General features: G+C 41.2%; 15 protein-coding genes. 1 reads left to right on the forward strand and 14 read right to left on the reverse strand.

From position 1 onward, the window contains the following. Positions 1-259: IS110 family transposase (locus BUA11_RS00005; protein WP_143145227.1), on the reverse strand; the 259-nt coding region annotated here is incomplete at its 3' end. A gap of 231 nt (positions 260-490) precedes the next feature. Between BUA11_RS00005 and BUA11_RS00010 the strand changes: the two genes are divergently transcribed. Further along, on the forward strand, positions 491-760 hold the full coding sequence (locus tag BUA11_RS00010; RefSeq protein ID WP_072757060.1) for an SHOCT domain-containing protein: 270 nt from the start codon (positions 491-493) through the stop codon (positions 758-760). Positions 761-888: 128 nt separating this feature from the next. On the opposite strand, the gene BUA11_RS00015 is transcribed toward BUA11_RS00010, so the two are convergent. The 13 genes from BUA11_RS00015 to BUA11_RS00075 all read right to left on the reverse strand — a co-directional run bounded on the left by BUA11_RS00015 (position 889) and on the right by BUA11_RS00075 (position 21,194). Then, the gene (locus tag BUA11_RS00015; protein WP_072757062.1) at positions 889-2,085 is read right to left on the reverse strand and encodes a glucoamylase family protein; all 1,197 of its coding nucleotides are present in this window, start codon (positions 2,083-2,085) and stop codon (positions 889-891) included. 23 nt (positions 2,086-2,108) lie between these two features. Next, a complete protein-coding gene (locus tag BUA11_RS00020; RefSeq protein WP_072757065.1) occupies positions 2,109-3,383 on the reverse strand; it encodes a glucoamylase family protein in 1,275 nt (424 codons plus the stop codon). Between the two features lie 60 nt (positions 3,384-3,443). Then, positions 3,444-4,367, reverse strand: a complete 924-nt coding sequence (locus BUA11_RS00025) for a carbohydrate ABC transporter permease (RefSeq protein ID WP_072757067.1) — start codon at positions 4,365-4,367, stop codon at positions 3,444-3,446. Further along, positions 4,364-5,230, reverse strand: a complete 867-nt coding sequence (locus BUA11_RS00030) for a carbohydrate ABC transporter permease (RefSeq protein WP_072757069.1) — start codon at positions 5,228-5,230, stop codon at positions 4,364-4,366. The genes BUA11_RS00025 and BUA11_RS00030 overlap by 4 nt, the downstream gene beginning before the upstream one ends. Before the next feature lie 15 nt (positions 5,231-5,245). Then, positions 5,246-7,390 (reverse strand): DUF5696 domain-containing protein, encoded by a 2,145-nt coding sequence (locus BUA11_RS00035; protein WP_072757071.1) that lies wholly within the window; start codon positions 7,388-7,390, stop codon positions 5,246-5,248. Then, complete coding sequence (locus BUA11_RS00040; RefSeq protein WP_143145228.1) at positions 7,374-9,392, reverse strand: gluconolactonase; 2,019 nt, start codon at positions 9,390-9,392, stop codon at positions 7,374-7,376. Before BUA11_RS00040 ends, BUA11_RS00035 begins: the two co-directional genes overlap by 17 nt. A 29-nt stretch (positions 9,393-9,421) precedes the next feature. Beyond that, entirely contained in the window at positions 9,422-10,291 is an 870-nt protein-coding gene (locus BUA11_RS00045; protein ID WP_072757073.1) for a carbohydrate ABC transporter permease, read from the reverse strand. 35 nt (positions 10,292-10,326) lie between these two features. Further along, positions 10,327-11,214: a carbohydrate ABC transporter permease gene (locus BUA11_RS00050; protein WP_072757074.1), complete on the reverse strand. Its 888-nt coding sequence runs from the start codon at positions 11,212-11,214 to the stop codon at positions 10,327-10,329. Between the two features lie 13 nt (positions 11,215-11,227). Further along, positions 11,228-14,041 carry an extracellular solute-binding protein gene (locus BUA11_RS00055; protein ID WP_245789384.1) on the reverse strand — a complete coding sequence of 938 codons (2,814 nt, stop codon included), beginning with the start codon at positions 14,039-14,041 and terminating at the stop codon, positions 11,228-11,230. Between the two features lie 89 nt (positions 14,042-14,130). Beyond that, on the reverse strand, positions 14,131-15,435 hold the full coding sequence (locus tag BUA11_RS00060; RefSeq protein ID WP_072757078.1) for an ABC transporter substrate-binding protein: 1,305 nt from the start codon (positions 15,433-15,435) through the stop codon (positions 14,131-14,133). Between the two features lie 37 nt (positions 15,436-15,472). After that, positions 15,473-17,842, reverse strand: coding sequence for a glycoside hydrolase family 94 protein (locus tag BUA11_RS00065; RefSeq protein WP_072757080.1), 2,370 nt, complete (start codon positions 17,840-17,842; stop codon positions 15,473-15,475). A 63-nt stretch (positions 17,843-17,905) separates the two neighbouring features. After that, complete coding sequence (locus tag BUA11_RS00070) at positions 17,906-19,990, reverse strand: beta-galactosidase (protein WP_072757082.1); 2,085 nt, start codon at positions 19,988-19,990, stop codon at positions 17,906-17,908. Positions 19,991-20,189: 199 nt separating this feature from the next. Then, positions 20,190-21,194, reverse strand: a complete 1,005-nt coding sequence (locus BUA11_RS00075; RefSeq protein WP_072757084.1) for a LacI family DNA-binding transcriptional regulator — start codon at positions 21,192-21,194, stop codon at positions 20,190-20,192. Between the last annotated feature and the right edge of the window lie 161 nt (positions 21,195-21,355).

Below are 21,355 nucleotides of genomic sequence, written 5' to 3' on the forward strand. Positions count from 1 at the left end.
AAACCTTCCAATAATGCCCTGATGGTTCCATGCCTAAGATTACGTTGTTTAACCCTTCCTTTTGCTTAATAATTCTTATTTTTTCCTCTAACATTTTAATACCATCTATGGTATTATTAATCTTGAAAGGGCTAATCAAATCAATTCCACGATAATCAGTCATCCTAACCCAATGATTTCTTTTAGCAACATCAATACCGACAATTAGAGTGTCTTGAGAAATTCTTGAAACTTTTGGATTAACATACTTTTGTTCCATGGTATCGCCTCCTGATTTTAGTGTGATGGGGTAATTATATATTATCAGGAGGCGATACTTTTTTCAAAATCTATTTTTCCTTACAGGAATGCTATTATTAAGGATATCATAAACACTATACTACAACCACAAGCTTAGAGAAAACTTAGAAAAATCCAGAATAATATTCTAAGGATTTTCTAAGAATATGGGTGTAGAATATAGTTGTGATTCTGAACGGAGGTGATAAATATGATGCGTTGGTGGTATGGATTTCCCGCTTTTGGTGCAGGTTGTGGTGGTTGGTTTGGAGCACTTTGGTGGTTGAAGCCTATAATTTCTTTCGGGCTTTTCATATTGGCTGTATACATAATTTACAGATTATTCTTTGCTAAGGGAGTGTTTTTGAGACATAAGTCAGAAGCAATCCAAATCTTAGACGAAAGATTCGCAAGAGGAGAAATCACAGAAGAAGAGTACAGGAAAATGAAATCGCTTTTGGAAGAAAATAACCACAGATAAAATTACAACTGAGACAATGCAGAACCGCCCCCCAGTACCCCTTTTACTTTCCCCTCCCAGTGGAAAAGAAAGAAAAGATGCCCCCAGCGCAAACATGGGGGCGTTTTTGTATTCAAAAACTTTTTTCATTAACGCTCTGCTTTCTTGAAACCAATTAAATCAAGCCCTTTTTGAACATATTTGTTCTTCATGACTATATCCCAAATCATACCGGTTTTGTAGTTCTCAATCATCAAGATCTCTATTCCCTTATCGATGCCTATATACATCTTAGAAACCCAACTTTTGTCGAGATTGTATGCGTCTTTAAAACCATACTCTCCCCATAGTTCAGGAACGTTGTCGAAGTAGTATTTGGCCGTGTCTTCAACGATTTCAGGTGTAAATATTATTGAACCGATTGCACCACACGGTGGAACTGTTCCATCCGTTTTGTGCTGGGTGTTGTTGTTTGCTGATGGTGGTGCACCGAAATCTCCCCTGTAACCTTGCGGTGAATCGCAAGCTGTCAACCCCCACGACTTTTCATGCAAGGTCTTGTAATGATCGTGCATGTCTTTACAGAATTCCCAGTTGGCGAGCGTTGCCTTCACCGAATTTTCAAACCAATTTACACCATCTTTGTCTGCGATTTCCTTGAAATCGATCCATGCGTGCGAGAATTGATAAGTGAAGAGAGAGCCAGTGTACGTGTAGATGAGTTCATAATCTTTGTACCTTCCGATTTTTCTTTCGAACGAATAGTACACAGATGGGTCGATCGAGTGAGTCGGTGAAGCTACTCCGAGGATATACATAATCAACTGCTCGGCGTATCCATCCCAATTCCCGAAAAATCCCCTCTCGTAAGTGTAGCCCATATAGTATTGGTTCTTCTTGATGTCAATATACCATGGAAAATCTACACGCGCGTATATATCCTCAAAAGTACTGTAAACACTTCCTCCGAAATATTCTCCGACCGTTAAAGCTCCCATCAAAAATAGTGCGGTATCGATGACGGATATTTCGGATTTCCACGCCCTCTTACCATCTTTCATGTTTACGAAGTGGATAAAGAAACCATTTTTCTGCTCAACTCTATCTCTAAACGTTTCGAGAGTTTTTAAAGCTCGTTGATAACCATCATTCTTCGAAATCCAACCACGTTCAACAGCAATTGGTATAGCGCTCAATCCAAATCCAACTGAAGCGATGCTTGATACAGACTTTTCTAAGGTGTTGTCCAGTATGAGCCCGTAACCTTCATCTGTCTGAGATACTTCATTCCAGAAAAAGTTGAACGATAATCTCTGCTCTAACTCAAGTATTTCGTTTTGTTTCATCGTCGAAATGTCCTCCCATTCCTTCAATTTTTCTTATAAACAAATCCCAAATTTTTCAGACCTTCCTTAACATATTGAATATCCATAAAAACCTTCCAAACAATTTCGTCTTTGTAATTTGCAATCATTACTAACGTGATCCCTTTATCTATGCCTATGTAATCCGTTGCGTACCAGTTTAAATCCAAGTTGAACGCATCCTTCAGTCCGTATTTTCCAACGAGATTCGGCAGTTTGTAGTAGTTTTCTACAGCCCAAAGGGTTTCCTTTGGCGTAAAGACGATCGAACCGAGCGCTCCAGCCGGCGCTAACGTTCCGTCTATCTGGTGCACCGTGTTGTTGTTTCCAGAAGGGGGGGTTCCAAGAAGCCCGTTGTAACCTCTATTTGTATCGCACGCAGTGACGCCCCAACCGATTGTAAAGCTTTTGAACTTTTCTGAGTTATCAATACAGTAATTGTAATTTGCAAGGCTTGCTTTGACAGAATTTTCGTACCAATTTACTCCAAGTTTATCATACCAGTTCCTGAAGTCTATCCATGCGTGGGAATATTGATATGTGAAAAGTGAACCGAACCAAGAGTGTATGAACTTTTCGCCCTTGTAGCTACCGTAATTTCTTTTAAATGAGTAATAAACAGCTGGATCTATTCGGTACTTCTCATTCGGAGTTCCAGCTCCAAGTATGTAGAGCATCAGCTGTTCAGCATAGAAATCCCAATGTCCTTCAAAACCTTTTTCCGGATAGTACGCCATGTAGAAATAGTTTTTCACAGGATGAACCATCTTGTTCCAGTTTATGCGTTCATAAAGTTGTCTTGCCTTATCCCAAACTTGTCCTCCAAAGTATCTTCCCGCTGTGAGCACACCACACATCAGTATCGCGGTATCTATCGTCGATACCTCACTGTTCCAAGCACGTTTTCCAGTGTTGATGTCTAAGAAGTGATAGAAGAAGCCATTGAAGTGCTCAAGTTTGAGTAGTGTCTCTAAAGTTCCTAAAGCCTTTTTGTATCCATCTTCCTTCGTTATCCATCCTTCCTCCACGCCGATTACAAGCGCTGTCAATCCAAATCCCGTTGAAGCGATGCTTGCAATCGTTGGGTTACCTGGGTACCTATCGCGCACCAAACCGTAACTAGGACTCTTTTCATTCCAGTTCGTTTGCTCAAGGAAGTACATGAACGAGCCTTTGTACTCTTGCAGCAGTACATCAGGCAGAACATTCCGAGCAAACGTTGATAAGCTCAGAATTACTAAAAAGAAAACAAGAGTGCTTTTAATCTTAGAAGCCGACATTTTCCTCACCCGCTTTCAATTAGCATCTAACTCTTCTATCTATATCTTACTCACGACATCTCACTCACCAGTTATTCCAGTCCTGTCTATACTTTCAACAAACCAGTCTTGAGCGAAGAAATAAATCAGGAGCAGAGGTACGATGCTCAAGAGCGTGCCCGCCATGACAACTGCCTCATTTATTGTTCTGCCTGTAGCAACGCCGGGCGTTGCTTGATATATCCTTCTGAACGTATCTTCGAATCTTTGAAGTTGCAGCGGCAGAGTCGTCCACTTTTCGCCCAAGTACAGCGCCGTAATAACCGTATCGTTCCAGTACCACACAAGCGAGAACAAAAACGATATCAGATATGCCGGCACAGCGGAAGGTGCGACGACTTTGTAGAAAACGGTGAAGGTTGATGCACCATCGATTTTGGCTGCCTCCTCAAGCGATTTTGGGAACATGTTGAAGAATTGGTAGAAAATAAGAATGAATATTGCACTCCTGATTCCTTGCGCAAACGTTGCGGGCAAGACCAACGACCATATCGTGCCGAGAAGATTCAAATCCTTAAACATGAGGAACTGAGGAATCATAGTTACTTGTGGCGGTAATATGAAAGTGGCAATAGCTATCGCAAGAAGGATATTCTTTCCTGGAAATTTGAATCTCGAGAATCCGTACCCCACTAACGATGCTGAGAACGTTTGGAGTACAGACGGCACTACTGATACAATTATCGTTTGAATAAGCACGTTTGCATAGTCTAAAACCTTAGCCGCATCTTTGAAATTGCCTGTGTACAATTTGGTAGGAATCCACTTCACTAAGGGGTTAACTAAATCTGAAACATCCATAAAACTGTAAGAGAGCATGTATATAACCGGATATACGAAGACGAATCCGATGAGAAGCAACAGAAAATATGTACTCGCAAGCTGAACTGAATTGACAGCTCTCTTCTTAATCAAGAGCAGTTCGTACTTGTTTGTCTTGCTCATGACACCCTAACCCTCTTTCTGTATATAGACGCTATCAACACAAAGGCACCGATTACTATCAGAATTGCGATGAAGTAAATCCAAGAAAGTGCTGATGCGTAGCCCAACCCTCTTTCCGGTCTGTACATATCTACAAGTATTTTTTGTATTATAGGGCTTGTTGCGAATGTTGATACAGTAACGATAGTGTAGATTATGTTAACGAGCGTAAAAGACGCAAGAACTGGCATAGTTATTTTCCAGAGCATCTGCCAGCTTGACGCACCGTCGATCTTTGCCGCTTCGTACATGCTCCTGTCTATCTTCTGCAAACCTGCAAGGTAGATGAGAATCTGTACACCAGAGTACCAGAGTATCATTATAAATCCTGAAATAAACATTCCAACTACCCTTGCAAACGCAGGTGGAAGGCTTGATTGCAGATCCCGTATAAACTGGAAATTAGCCAAACCAGAGAACGTCATCGCACCTTTATCCATAAGTTTACTAAAAACAGGACCGCTTGATATTACAACTGGTAGGAAATAAATCGTTCTGAAAAATCCCCTGCCCTTTATTTTCATGTTCAAAAGCAAAGATGTGACAAGTGCAAAAGATACGATGATCGGCACAAAAACAAACATCTGCATGAAATAATCTATAAGAAGCTGTGGATAATTTACGTCCGTCAAAAACGCATCTTTAAAGTTTTTTAATCCGACGAAAAACGTCCTCACACCCTCGGCTGTCACTTTCACCTCGTTGAGGCTGTAATAGAAAGTTCGTATCAGCGGTATTAAAGTAAAAATCAAGAAACCTACGATCCAAGGCGAAACAAAAATTAATCCCTTTATAGCTTCGCGCGTGCTGAGTTTCAATTTCACAGAACCACCTCTTCCTCACTGCTTATTAATTACCGCAAAGGACATAGGTTCTACGGTAATTCCATCTACATTTATAACCTTGTCCGTGTAATTGAAGACTACAACAGTTTCATTTTCATAGGTGACCTTATATACGCCTTTCGAAATCTCCTGCCTGTGCCTTGGAACAGATAAGAAAAATCCAAGCGCTTTGCTGTACAACTCTCGAGCTTCTTTGATCTTCTCGTACCAGTCAGTAAACTTAGTCGATATTAAATCTCTTGATTGCGTTTCAACAAGCTTTTCAGAATTCTCCCAAGTCAGGTAGAACGACGGAAGAACGCCGTATTCTATACATTTCAAAAGCTCGTAATTGTAATCTGAGGACAAATTAAGCGGTTTTGAAAACACAGGACCGAAATGCCTGAGAATATACGGAACAATCGGAAATTCTTCATCCTCAATTTCGTACATGGAATTGGAAAGGGGAGCATCGGATATCATACCTGCAACTTTTGTTACATACCAGTTTGTCCCATATACGATAGCCTTTGACATCTTCGAAAAAGCCTCGCTCAATACCTCGAAGACATCTTGCCGGTTATCGGTGTAAGTGGAGTACATAAGCTTACCAAAGGTTCCAATCGCAAAATTGCTTATACCGTACTCTGAAAACTCCGCCAATTCCTCATCTAAAATTCTTTTCACTGCGTACGGTGAGATTATGTAAGTATTTTCATACTCCATAAGCTGTTCTAATCTATTCTGTGCTATGTAGTTCTTTCGAACGCTTTTAGACTCTTTCGAAACACTGATATATTCAACGTAGAAATAATCTTTTGAAAGGTTATTTGCGTTATTCATAACTTTTTTCTCGAACGGAATATGGATAGGAGAATTAATCGACAAACCGCCCTTCGAATAACCGCGCAAAACAAAAATGTTTTCTTTCGATATTCTGTTCAACATCTCTTTCATCTTCGTTAAATCTTCTTCCGTCGTCATTTCGACCAAAGAGTATCCAAAAGTGGATTTTTTAGCCTCAGACATTAGGATGTCGAACTTAAACATTGGTGCTCTTGATTCTACAGCAGTTTTTTCCTCTACGTACTCTTCAACAAATCGTCTAAGTAAAGAATACTCAAGAGAGTATTCAGACGGCTGACTTATGAAGAAATATCGGACTGAAAAACTTGTCGTATTGATTTCCTCTTGAGGTATAGTTATACCTTCCCCAGCTTTGTTGAGCAACTTCTTGTGCATATCTCTCAAGACTATTCGCGGGGATATCCAGTTAAAAGGTGTAACAATACCTGATCTATACGCATTTATCTCTGCATAAAAGTCGCCTTTTTCGATAACACCCAAAAGCCCTTTCGAATTCTGGCCCTCGTTGTATATAATCCCATAAATTGGCAGAGCGTAGTTCTCGGGTGATTTTACGTTCTTGAAGTACTTGTAAGGGATAACTTCTTGGAACCCGATATCTTCACCATACATCCTCATCTTCAATGGAGCGGTAGCGGTAGTTGTTTTTGAAAGGTCAATCTTTGCCCCGACACCGTCCGCTACTAAGAAACTTCCAGCTACTGTTCCTTTTGACGCTCCAATGTATGGATATACGTAAATTCCCAAAATCTTGTATTCGCTTTCTTTGATATTATTCACGGAAATCCTTAGAGAATCATCTACGAGTTCGTAAATAACATCGAATGAGATCCCGACATTTCCGAATCTTACATGAGCTGTCAGCGATGAATCAGCATAAGAATATTTAGAAACCTCGCCATCTCTTGTCAAATACGCTCTCCTAACATTTTTAGAAGAGTCGTAAAATTCTACGCTGATACTTGAATTGAAGAACAGATTCCAAGTTTGGTTCAGTTCGCTATCTTCATTCGGCATAACGGACTTCCAGATAGCACCATTTCGTTTGTCCTCGACTATGAACGCGAGTGATCTTGGATCGATACCAACACTTAGAATGTTATTTTCGAGTTTCAGCAAATAATCCGGAACATGAAATCTGTAAGGTGCCTCCTCAAAGGTCTTTTGAGTGACCTGAGTAACAACCTCTGGTCCACTCTTAACCAAGAGTGCTATGAGCACTATTGTTAAGAACACCAAAACGCTTTTAAAGGCAATTCTTCTTATCGCAGAATACTTATCTGACTTTAGCACGGAAGATCAACTCCTCGAAGACAGAGGTGAAGAAAGAAATCTCTTCTCTCACTAATATCGAAACTATGGCTATCAAGATAGTTATCAGTATCATCGCGAAGATCGTAAGCAAAATGTTCTTAACTGTCTCACCAAATGAGAAGTTGTGTATCTGCGCTATTACGATGAAGAGTAATATGAGCGACCAACCCCAGATTACTTGCATAGAGAATGTGTAGATGAAAGACTCATTCAGTGTAAGTATGTTTGTGATTAAAGCTATAGGAACTGAGAATAGGATATACGGTAAGAACGATACTATAGTACCGATGAAGATATCCTTGAATCGCCCCTCACCTTCTGATATTTCACTCACGAGGAAGTTTCCAAGAACGAAAAGGAAGAAGAGCCTGTAAGTATCAACAAAGAGATTCAAGAAATCTATCCTCTTAGCTCCAAATCCAAAGAACAAAGGCGAACCTATGAGTCTGATAAGTATATTTTCCAAGTAAAGTATTAGATACAGGATAATCCCGGTTACAAAGGAAATGCTGTTATGTTTTTTCAATTCGTAAACGCCATCGAATGGATTTTTCAAGAATAAAATAGTGTATTTAATTTGCCTCAGTATCCAGTTGTCTTTCAATTTCTTTCTGCGTTCGCCTTTTTGTATTATCCCCTGTCTAATCAAAACCGTTCTTATCAAATCAAACAATGCGATTGCCACTACTAACACGAAAATTGGTCCAACTATTCTTTGAATCCACTGATTGCGTATGTACCAAAATGCGTCGGAATAGCCCTTTGAATCTTGTGCCAATCTGAAATATTCGAACGCTGTTGAATAATTCTCTTTCTTGAACTCTACATTTCCAAGCACCCTGTATGTAAGTGCGAATGCTGAGTTCATCTGTTTTATTTCTCGCCATATCTGTTCGCTTTCCATATACATTCCCTGGTTGTAGTAATGCACGCCTTTTAACACAAGACTGCCAAATTTCGTCGGTCTGAGTACGACAACGCTTCCATCCTCCTTATCCAGAACGAATATCTTTCCATCTTCGGAAACGGTAATGGCGGCTGGTGTTCTGAATAACCCCAACCGGTTCTCGTAGAAACTCTGCCCACCGAAGGCAAAAATTAAATTTCCAAGCAAGTCGTAAGTGTAGATCATCCCATTTGTCGAGAGCGCATAAACATTCCCGAGGCTATCAAGTGCGATATCAATGAAGTTTACGTCTGATACAGCCAGAGACGGATAGACATTCACACCGGCCACGTTGAATCTCTTAATTGCATCTTCAAATAACCCCTGTGTCACTGTCCAAACCGAATTGACCGAATCTATTGCCAAACTCGTTGGCGAAGGAGGTCTTATCCTCAGCAGCTGGGCTTTTTGAGATTCTGTAAAGACGAGCCTTTGGAGTACCATCCTGAGCGTAACCTTTGGCGTGTTTGCACCAAAAAAGCTTAGGAATCTACCTTCGCTATTGAAAACTGCAAGCCCGTTCGTCACGCCCTGACATACGACGTATATGTTCCCCCTCTTGTCAGCTGCAACTTTTAGAGGTATGAAATCGTTCGACTTTCCGTATATTGGAGACTCGGGTTTTGTAATCGTGAGCAACAATTCCCCATCATTTGAAAACTTGTAGACACTCTGTCCCCAGGAATCTGCAACGTAGACGTTGCCGTTATCGTCTACGTATATCCCCTCAGGGTTCAACAACTGTCCTTCCCCGATGTACGAATAAGTTCTGCTCCCCATATCGAACACTACAACTACAGCATTCTGAGTATCCGCAAGGTAAAGTTTGCCAAATTTCCAGAATATATCAGAAACTGAACTTGTATCGAAAATCAGCTTTTCGAAAGGTTCAAATGCGTCCTGTATGCGAACTATATTGTTACCCACACCGAGTGTGTAGGTATAATACGGCGTATTAGCAAAGAGTGTTAATGTAAAGAGTAATGAAAAGAGAAAACAAAAGATCAAGACAAATCTCATAGCTGACAACTTCATATTCTTGTCTCCTTCGTGATGGGTGATTATTATTTAATACCTGAGTGCGCCATAGTGTTCATTACTTTGCTCTGCGTGAATATGAATATTATCAAATTGGGCAAGAACATTATAGAAGCGGCTGCAGCTGCAATACCTGCACCGGCAACCGTACCGGCACTTCCACTTAGCGTCGACATGTAATACGCAAAATTCTTTAAACTCTCGTTGTTTATGTATATAAGTGATGCTTCTGTTGAATTCCACGCAGTCTGGAACGACAGAATCGCTACAGTGGCGACTGCGGGTCTTGTAAGTGGAAGAATAACCTTCAAATATATATACCAATCGCTCGCACCGTCGATCTTCGCAGCTTCGATCAACGAATCTGGAATTTGATCAATGAATTGCTTTACTAAAAACAATCCAACGGGCATTGCGAGGTTTGGCAGGATGTGAGCAAGGAAGTTATCGATGAGTCCGAGCCTCGCAATAATAACGTACCTTGGAATAGAGACTGCGATTGGGACAAACATAAGTGCTAACGTATTGATTTCAAATAATAATTTCTTTAGTCTAAAATTCTTCTTAGAGAGTATATATCCAGCCATCGTGCTGATGAGAATCGATAAAAACACTACGGCAATCGATATTAAAAAGCTGTTGAAAAGATACCGGCTGACAGGTATGCCGGACTGTGTCATCGAGCTGAACAAAAGCCTGAAGTTCTGCAGAGTCGGGTTCCTCACAAATATCCGTGGTGGAAATGCGAAGAGTTCACTGTACGGTTTGAATGCGTTTGAAAAGATGAAAACAAGGGGAATCGCCATAAAAATGGCGAGTGGTATCAAGAATACGTAAAATTTTATTTGACTCTTATCGAACCTCTCTGGATTTATCTTAGTACCTTTAAATGCCATCTACATCACCCCTTGAACAAGAAAAGCGAACCTTGTCAATCCTTCTCTAAAAACAGTGCCCAGACGAATTTTGAACTTACCCAAATCATGATTAAGAGGACGACGGAAATCGCAGCAGCGTACCCCATTTCGTACCTCATAAATCCGAAATCTTCGATGTGGTTCACTATGAGCTGACCGGAGTACTGAGGCGTCGGATTCGATCCTGAGAGCATGACTCCAATATAACCAGCCTGAAACGTCGAAACAACTGACATAACTGCACCGAATAGCATTTGCGGTTTCATCATTGGTATCGTGAGATAGAAGATTTCTTGCCACCTTTTCGATATCCCATCGACATAGCCAGCTTCGTATATCTGCGGGTCTGTGTTCAACACGCCTGCGAGCATCGCTAAGAAACCAACCCCCATACTGCTCCACAAAGTTACTATAACCATAGTGGTAAAAAGGTACTTTGGCGACTGCAGCCATTGGACGGGCTGATCAATCAGTCCAAGCCTTAACAAAAAGCTATTCAGATATCCAGACTTATCACCGCTAAAAATCGTCAACCATATAACCTGCATCGCAACGCCAACGGTCATTGATGGTGAGTATATTATTAGAGAAAGGATAGTTCTCGGCACCCTTGGAATCTGGGCTAACATCCATGCAAGGAAGAATGCCAAGAAATAACCCAACGGACCTACGATGATAGCGAATTTTATCGTATTCGGAAGAACGTACTGCATAAAGACACTGTCGGTCGTAAAAAGAGAAATATAGTTCTTCACGCCAATGAATCTTGGAAATTGTATAGTGTTGAAATTTGTGAACGACAGCAAAACAGCGAGTATCGTTGGAAGAATTATAAATATGCTGAAGAGCAAGATATAAGGAGAAAGGAATGTAATTATCCATTTGCGATCGTATTTTTTCATTCAACCACCTTCTCTATTTATACCAAGTGAGAATATCTTCCAGTTCGTAAATCTTGAACGGTCTAACCGGTTTACCGTTTTCGTAATATCCGAATTCTTCAAGCTTCCTTGCGAACTCTTTGTTAACAACATTGATGCCGTCGTCTACAGCAACCCTCAACGGTTTACCTTCGAGAACAACCTTGTTCCAGATATTACTGATTTCCCTCTCCAAGATATAGCTTGCCGGCATCTTTGGAACTTCCTGCAACCACTCAAACTGTGACTTTATAACTGACAAATCTGACTGTCTTATTGGCAACCAACTTACAGCATTCCTATTTGCAGGAATCATTAAAAACTCTATACCGTAAGTGCTCACTACTTGATTTATAAATTGCCTTTGGGTTTCTTCTGAAAGCCACCATTTTACAAATTCCCACGATTCCATAGGATATTTCGTGTCATTAAATATCGCAACCGCTTGAGCAGAACCAGTCTGCCATCTTTCGATCACACCGTTCCACTCAACACCCGGCGACGGCACTATCGACCACATGCCTTTCAATTCAGGAGCTGCGATGGTTAACTGGACATACGTTCCGAGGTTGCCAACACCGATCGGAATTTCACCTTTTCTAAAGCTTTCGAAGAAATTGGCTACTTGAGTTGGAATACCGTACATGGTGAAGAGTTCTGTCATCTCTTTTAACGCCCTTAAAGTTTTACTATCGCCTATCGCTGTTTTCAAACCATCATCTGTAAAGAGTTTACCGTGGTACTGATAGATGAACGGTGCGGTTGTCATCCAAGCTTTGAACGAAGTCGAGCCACCCAATGGTAAATAAAAATTCATCCCGTTCCTCTGAAGCTCTGGAAGTATAGTCTTTACATCTTCCCACGTGTTTGGTATCGGTATCTTCAAGTAATTAATAATATCTGTCCTGTAGAATAACACATAGAAATCGAGTGTTTCGGGCAACCCATAGCAATGTTCCTCGTACAAGTACGGAAGAAGTGATCCCGGATAGAAATTCTTTGAGTATTCCACAAAATCCGAGAACCTTCTCAAATCAAGTGCAGCTCCCCTTATTCCCATCTCAAAAGGAATCCAGTTGCTTATTCCAAGTGCGATGTCCGGTGATTTCTTCGCAGCATTCGCCAGGATCAACTTCCCTTCGTCCCGCATTATCGACAGGTCAACGTATATTCCCGTTTTAGGAGTGAACTCCTTGTCCACAAGTTGTTGGAGAATATCCACGTACTGTCTTGGCCTGTTCACCCAGACTTCCAACACCACTTTTGATTCAGCAGTTTCAGTGTACGATTTTTGCCTGATAAACGAATGTACGAACCGCTTCAAACCTTCCAAAAAGATCTTAAAAAACGAAACCTTCACAGTCCGGTCAATATCTTTCCCTTGGTAGATATAAATCTGATCGATCGTAAGTGGCATCTGCTGGAGTCCGTTGTACGCATTTGAAAGCTCTGACAATACCGACCCGGTACTTCCAACAAGCATCTCTATCCTGTTTGGAATCTTGTTTGGGTCCTTTCTCAAACGTTCCAAGAACATTTCAACTATATTCAAAGACACGTATTCGGTATTCGATGTATTTTTATTTATTTGAGCAATCTCTTTCTTTAGCTCTCTTGTCTTTGAAATCAAATATGCGAGTTTTTCATCTATATCTGGGAAATAATCTCTTATCTCCCACTCAATATTCCTATCTGTCTGCCCCCCGGATATGTATTTCACTTTTAAGGCGAGATCATTTATATAATCAATCATTGATTTCAAATCGTTTAGAACGTTCGAATAGACAGAAGCGTTAACTTCGAAAGAAACTGTATGGATCCCCTTCTTTAAATAGAAATACAATGGTTCTCCATTTCTTGCGTTCAAAGTTTCTATTTTCCAATTTGTCGTATACTTAAACGGTAAGTAAATCATATCTTCATAAAGAACTTTTCCATCGATATAAACGGTTCTAAAGCTTGTGAAGTCTGGTTTCGAATTCTGTAGATACTTCACAGCTAATTTATAATATCCATCCTGTGGCACTTCAAAAGAATACGTGACAATTTGCCCCGGCTGTTTCCAGTTATCTCCACCGAATGCGTTGAGAAGCAAGTTGTATGTGGTGTACGGAACTACCTCCGGCGTTCTTATCGATATCGCATTCGTCGAAGGATCACTCTTCATCTGTGGGCGCTCTGCCTCGATTATTACCTTACTATCTCCCGTGTTCTCTCTTGCACCTTTCGGTAATGTATAAGCCTGTGGCTTCACTGGCCTTTCCAAGACCACTCGTTTTAGATTTATACTCCCGCTTTTGAGAGTTATCTTAAGCCTCGTAATCGGCGGATCTACTTTGAAGAAAAGTGGTTCTTTCTCAATTCCCGTAGGGCTTTTCAAGTAATAAGAAAATACTTCACGAACGATATATTGGTTCGGTAAAACTTCATCGTTGTACCTGTTCTTTGGGAATTTACCTTCTTCGTATTTCCAAAATTGGATCAGCGGAATGCCTTGCGCTTCTATAAAAGGTACGCTGTCGTTTAAAGTTACAGAGATTTCTGGAGGTAATATCTGCTTTGATGTTACAACATAATCCAGTCGGATGTTCCAAACTCCGGAATTTTGACAAGGTATTTCAAACTCAATTGAACCACCGGCTTGCATATCAACAGATAACTGGGGAGAACCCCAAAGGGTTTCCCCAGTTACGAGAGGGGTCGTGAAGAATCTTGAGAGTGCTTTGTGATATGTCATATAGTTATCTATGTCACTTGCTTTTTCATAATCTTGTGCATATGTCGTTGTGAAAAAGATTATGGAAAACACTATCACTATTGCGATTAATACTTTTCTAATTATTTCAGTTCCCTCCTAAAAACTAAAGTCTGACAAATAGCTGTATGAATCGCCTGAGCTTACTTCGTCATCACAGCAATTTTCTTAACTGCATTTTGATACTGTTCGTTGGCTATTTTGTTGAGTTGTTTCACGTAATCTGCGATGTTGACGCTACCTCTCATTGCGTTCCAAATCACATCTCCGATGTTTGCATTTGGATTGTCTCCCACTTTGATACCCGTTGGTGCAGTCCATCTTGATTGGATGTAACCCGGAACGATTTTGACGCCCTCGATGATTCCAGTTCCAATCTTTGCATACGCTTCGTCAAGACCCGGGAAGAGCTTCTTCACTGCGAAGTACTTATCGAGTACGGCCTTTTCCGTTGTGAGGGGCAACGAAGACCACTGATTTTTCTTGTCTATTTCAAGTCTCTTGAGGATACCATCTCTTCCGAACGTTACGAATTTTGCGAACAAGAACGCTTCTTTTGGGTTCTTAGTTGTCTTTGATATAACGAAGAAGTCGCCGACAACCGGCGTTCTACCGCCGGGAACACCTATGAATCTGCTCTTGAAAGGCAGTGTTGCAAAGAATGTTGTATCCCATGTTCCAGACCATCTGATGGCTATCTTTCCCTGATTCCAAACATCGCCGTACCAACCTGCGTTGTACTGTTTCTTCTGCTCTTCCGGCAGAGCGTCGTAAACGTACTTACCTTGCCAGAGTTGCTTTGCAATGTTTACAGCTTCAAGGAACGACGGGTCATCCAAGTTGTACTGTTTTCCATCCCATGTGTACCATCCGAGCCTCAAGTTCTTCATCGCTGGATACCATTCAGGAATCTGTACTTCTTCGGCAAGACCGATGATTCCATCTTTTGGAATGGTGAGTTTCTTTACCGCATTCAAGAATTCTGCCCACGACGGTGCGAATTTCAATGGTTTGACGTTGTACTTCTCGAAGAGTTCGTCGTTTACAAAATATCCCATGAAGTAAAGACCTGCTGGCACACCGTAGATCTTGTTGTTGTAAACGGTAGCGTTTCTAAGAGGCGCTGGGATGTTCTTCCATTCTGGGTCAGCCAATGCCATTTTCGTGAGGTCAAGTGCCCAGTCGTTCGTCAACGCCATCGGTATGTTTGGAATCATTATCACATCTGGTAATTTACCAGCAGCCGCTTGAGCAATGAGCCAGTCTTCGTAGTTGCCTTCCGCTGTTACAATCTTCACTTCGATGTCTGGATAGAGCTTCATGAATTCCTGGACCATGTCCCTTTCGATATCAAGACCGAGGTTCCAGTTGACGTAAGTAATCGTTACTTTTCCAAACGATACTACGGCAAGAACTAAGAGTAAACCCGCCAAAAACACCTTTTTCATACAGCTTCCCTCCCTTTCATAAGGTAGTTGAAGGTAATTAACCGAGGATAACCTCAACCGTATGCTCTCTACCATCTTTAAGTATTGGAACTTTCTCAACTTCTTCTCCGTCTAATAAAAGCTTCTTAACTCCATAACTCACATTATTTGGGTTCTTCACTAAAACAGTGTAAAGCGTATTGCCAAAATAGCGCTTGTAAGTGAATCCAGACCAATTCGATGGAATGACGGGATCTATATCGAGATATCCATAGTTTGGCCTTATACCGAGAATCCAGTGAGTAGCTACTCTGTGCAACCACTGTGCAGAGCCTGTGTACCACGTCCAGCCCCCACGACCGTAGTGTGGAGATATCGGTCCGTCGGAATTGCCACACGTGACGTAGGGTTCTGCCCAGTATTTATCGATGTCCTCACTTCTGTAAGGCGGACATATACCTCTGTACGCTTTGTACATCGCCTCAACATCTCTCATCAAAGCAAACGCCCAGACAGCCCATGTTGCAGCGTGAGTATAAACTCCACCGTTTTCTCGCAATCCAGGTGCGTATCTTGTTATGTAACCTATATCGCTCCTTGGCTTCGTATAAGCTGGATATAGAAGTAGTGCACCGTAATCTTTGAGAAGATATTTCTTCACTGACTCCATAGCACGTATCTTTCTCTCTTCATCTGTAATATCGCTTATTACCGCCCATGTTTGCGCATTCAGGAAGATGAAACCTTCTTCGTTCTTCTTCGAACCTATCTCCTCCCCGTCGTCTTTCGTTGCCCTTATGAACCATTCACCATCCCATGCGTATCTATTGACCGATTCCTTTAAAACTTCCAATGTATCTTTGCATTTCGCTGCGAATCTCAAATCGCCTTTGAGTTCGATCAACGGTATGAATTCTTTAAGCAGCAAGTACATGAAGTGAGCGAGCCAGACACTCTCGCCTTTCCAGTCGGTACCAACGGCGTTCATCCCGTCGTTCCAATCGTTCTCTCCTATCAGCGGTAATCCCCTCGGTGAAAATCTTTTGAACGCTTTCTCTATTGCCCTCTTGCAGTGTTCATACAAAGTACCTTTTCCGCCATCAACGTAAGGTACAACTTCGTCGAGAATAGAATAATCCATCGTTTCCTTTATGTACTCTTGCGTGATGAATGGCAACCACAACAAGTCGTCCGAACAGTGAGTTCTTGGTCCGCCACCTCTGATAGTGAACCACCAGTGTAGTACATCACCCTCTTGGAATTGGTGCTCGGCATGTAAGAGTATCTGCTTTTTTGCGAGTTCAGGGTTAAGCGAGAAGAAAATCTGAGAGTCTTGAAGTTGGTCTCTAAAGCCATACCCTGCTGAAACTTGGTAATATCCCGACTTTGCCCATATTCTCCCAGAAATCGCTTGATACTTCACCCAATAATTCGTCATTATGTTAAGACCCTCGTCCGGTGTCTCGACCAATTCCTTTTCGAGCAAATCCAGCCAGAACTTTCTCACATTCTCGAATTCTTCCCTCGCTCTCTCCACATTTGTGTATCTTTTTGACAGTTCTTCAGCATCTTCTTCACCGATCTTAGCTGCTCCGACTGTGAAGACTATTTCTATTTCTTCCGTTGGTTCAAGCGTAAGTTCTACCTGCAAAGATGCACACGCATCGCCAAATCTATCGCACTTGTTGTCGAGCTTTTCGATCGTCATTGCAATTGGGAATTTTTCATCTTTGTACATACCAACAAAAGATTCCTTGTCGCACGTGAACGACTTTACAGGGAGGCTGACGCTGTGGAATGCTACATGGTCCCAATTCGTATTGTTCCATCTGCCCTTTTCATCGGGGAACTGACCCAAATACTTGCGCACGTATATCGTATTACCCTTGAACTCGGGGACTATAAAGAGCTTGTGAAACTCTCGATGTTCGTCTGGGAAGTTGCCAAGTACCCATTCAAAATAGGATGTAACGTCCAATCTTCGCGTCTTACTGCTGTCGTTTCTCAATCTTAGATGGATTATTTCAACTGGATCTTTAACGGTCACGAAGACTTTCATCTCTGAATAGATATCTTCTACCTTGTGTCGATAAACCGTATAGCCGATGCCGTGTGTTACTTCGTAAAGTTGATAATCCGACATGACTGGCTTCCATGCGGCGGACCAGTATTTTCCACTCTCAAGATCTCTGATGTAGAAATACTTTCCCCAGTTATCTTTTACGAGATCTTGGTAAAGTCTCGTGATCCTATTCTGACCAGCATTTCCTCTCCAAGAATATCCACTCCCCGTGTGCGAAGCTATGATGGAGTAGTCACCGTTACTTATCACATTCACCCAGGGTCGCGGTGTACGCGGGTTGGTTATAACATATTCCTTTCCATCTTCAGTGAAATACCCGTACTTACTCTCAAATAGCTTTCCCACACCAATCCAGCTCCCTTCGTTATCTTAGTTATTTATTCGCTATCCCCGTCTCAATCTTCTCTCTTAGTCCAAGTCAAGTGATATGATCTCCCCACTTCTTGCCTTTGACCTTACCTTCACATTCTGTCCATTAATCGAAACGATAGCATCTTTGTCATATTCATCGTAGTTATTTACAAATATGAAGCATTTACTGTCGCTCCTTCGAACGTACACATCCACAAAATCTTGACATTCAACCTCGAAGCTTCTTTCTATATTAAGCATTTCACAAACTCTTCTCACGACACCCAACTTGTATTCCCGTTCAAGTTCCAAACCAAATCCCAAGATAACAGCCTTCCCCTTCCCTATTTCTTTTGCAAATCCACAAACTTTTGAATCTTCATTGTGTGCAAAAGCAGTGTATTCACCTGAGAGTTTATACGTATCTACATGGAACGCGTTGATTTCTATACCGAAAGACTGAACCATATTCCATCCAGATTTTGCAATCTCTTCTATTTCAAGCACATCCATAAGCACTCTACATTCATTACCGAATTCATCCTCTACTGGAATCTCAGGAAAGATTACGAGCCTACCGCCGTGTATTATGTAATCTACGAGAGATTTTTGGATACGCAGTGGCATTCTTTTGTATGAAAATACCCAAAGGCTTTTAACCGAAGACGGATCTAACACACTTGCTGTATTACTTAAGTTAATCCCACCGAAGTTGTAATTTAACAACTTCAATCCCCTTATAACTCCATCGAATATGGACACATCCCTTTTAAATTCCAAATCAGAAATATCGAAGCCGTGTTCTTTAAAATGTTCTGTCGAATAATACTCTGGTATGAATCCAAAATAAGTATCAAAAACAGGGTTTGATTTCGCAATATCGGGCTCGAATTGCCGCACCTTAGCAATCAAATTCTTGAGAACAAAATACCCTCTTCTAAGTTCTCCGTTCAAGGATATAGGTGCTTGCCAATCGTGGTAACTTCCCATCAATGCAGAGCCTTCTGGATTAGTCCCACCAACGAACATGTAGTAATTAACCCCATTCATGCCGTTACCGATGCACTGCAACGATGTCAGTTCAAGGGTAGATGGCAAGAGCTTAGGCTTGTCCAGCTGAAACCCACTTTGGAACTCCGCTGAGAAAAGAGGCTGATTCCTATCTTGAACAGCGTACATAATGGCATTCGCTATAGCCAAATCACTGAAATTCTCATGAACTACATTCCCGATATAATAATCTCCTGATAGAAGGACGTTTTCTGACACGCCACACGAATAGAGCTGTGATACGCCGATTGGATACCTCTTGCCCCTTTTGGCGTACTCTACCATATCGAACCCGTGGATATTTACGATAACTGGCAAATCGATTCCGGATTCTTCCAGATACCGCTTAAGCGTTTCGAGGTATTCCTTGTAATACTGCCTGATAAAGACATGATACTCAATCATAAGCCTCTGTGAAAAAGCCTTGCCATAAGACCAGTTATCTATCTCATATACACATTCAACTAATCCTTTTTCTTCAAGATAATCACGAAATTTTCGAATAGTATTCTCATTGTAATCGCCATGTGTTGTGATCCACTGCAACATCCCGACCTCGTTGTCGACCTGCACTAACCAGACATTATTGAAAGCTCTTATAATCTCTGCAACGTTCTTGTACCATCTTTCAACAAATCTCAAGTAATCTGGATGGAGATATGAAAAGACTTTCGTCGGATGCTGTTTACCATCCATAGTTCTTGCAATAGCCTGCGGGACAGCATTGTAGATCCAAAATGGGAGGCCTTCGTTTTTAAGTTCCGACATTATATATGGTCCTGGCTTGAAGATTAAACCCAAATCGTATTTTTCTAACAATCGAAGAAAGCCGATTAAATTCCTTCTTGGATCAGTAACACCTGAAAAATCGAACCTTCTCTCTTCGTATTCATGCCAAAACCAAGGAACATAAGAACTTACGCTGTCAAATCCTGCGTCCTTTATCTTAATCACTCTATCTTCCCATTCTGATGGATTTACCCTAAAATAGTGGAGTTCAGCTGAGAAGAATACCCTTTCTTTCCCGTCGAGTACAAACTTTGCACCTTTAACTTCTAATCTTCGAGTTCTAACCTCTCCCAATTTTCTCAATGCTATCCACCCCATAGGCTAACCGCATGTTCAAATTGTTGAATTGAAATATCGATTAAACGTTTCACCATATTTCACTAAGATATAATAACACAATCCTTTTTATGAGCGAAAAGCAAATAGTCACTTCTGGAAAAGAATAAAGACTCGGACACTAATTATTCACCTTTTTTCTATTTTTTGCTACGATTTTCTACACTTATCCTCCTATCTTCTTTGTTGAATCTCTTATAACGAGGCTGACATCAAGGACAACGTTCGATATATCAGCTTCCTTATTTTGAATCACACTAAGAAGCATGTGGGCGGCAAATGATCCAAGCTGGTACATAGGTCTTCTGACTGTTGTTAGCGAAGGGATCACGTAAGATGCGAGCTCTATGTCATCAAATCCTACAATAGACACTTCGTCTGGTATCTTTAATCCATTCTCTTTAAGTGCTTGCATTGCCCCGATTGCCATCTCATCGTTTGAACAGAAAAACGCAGTTGGTAAGTCCTTTCTTTTCCTACTTGAAAGGTATTCAAGCATCGCTGAATAGCCAGATTCCTCTGTGAAATCACCCTCAAGCACATCGCTATCTCTTATCTCAAGCTTCAGCTCATTCATAGCCCGAACAAATCCTTTATACCTTTCCTTTGCATCCAAAGAATCCTTTGCACCTTTTATAAATCCTATCCTTCTATGTCCGCTTGAATAGAGATACTTCACAACCTCGTAAGCACCTTTTTCGTTGTCAACCCTCACACTCTTTACATTCTTTTCTTTAAGTGCCCTATCAAGTGTCACAATGCTGATTTCTTTGGACCACTTTACAATGTCCTCGTTCTTCACAGCAGGCGTCATCACCAGCAAACCGCCTACAATACCGGTTCTGAGAAACTTGTCGACATCTTGGCGCCTGTTTTCCAAAGTACAGTAAATCAAGAGGTTGTATCCAAACGAATGGAGCACGTCCTGTATGCCACGGACAAGTGCATCGTAAAAAGGACCCTTTATCTCATGAACGACAAGTGCAACCAAATCATACTGCTGTTTTTTGAGATGCTTTGCAAATTTGTTCGGTACATAATTCAGTTCTTCAATTGCTCTTAGAACCTTCTGCCGAGTCTCTTCACTTATTTTTCCCGTGTTGTTCAACACGTACGAGACTGTTGAAATCGAAACCCCCGCTCGTTTTGCCACGTCTTTTATGGTTGCCATACCTAATCCTCCCCACTGTTTTTTTCATTAAACGTTTCACTTAATTTTACCACATTGATTTGAAAAAGATTCAACAGAATTCTCATTTTCAAAAACATCCAATTCCGAAGTTTTGTAGTAGAATATGGTAAAATATATTACGAGCGGACTTAAGGAACTTC

It is taken from the genome of Fervidobacterium gondwanense DSM 13020, from assembly GCF_900143265.1.
Lineage (GTDB): Bacteria > Thermotogota > Thermotogae > Thermotogales > Fervidobacteriaceae > Fervidobacterium > Fervidobacterium gondwanense.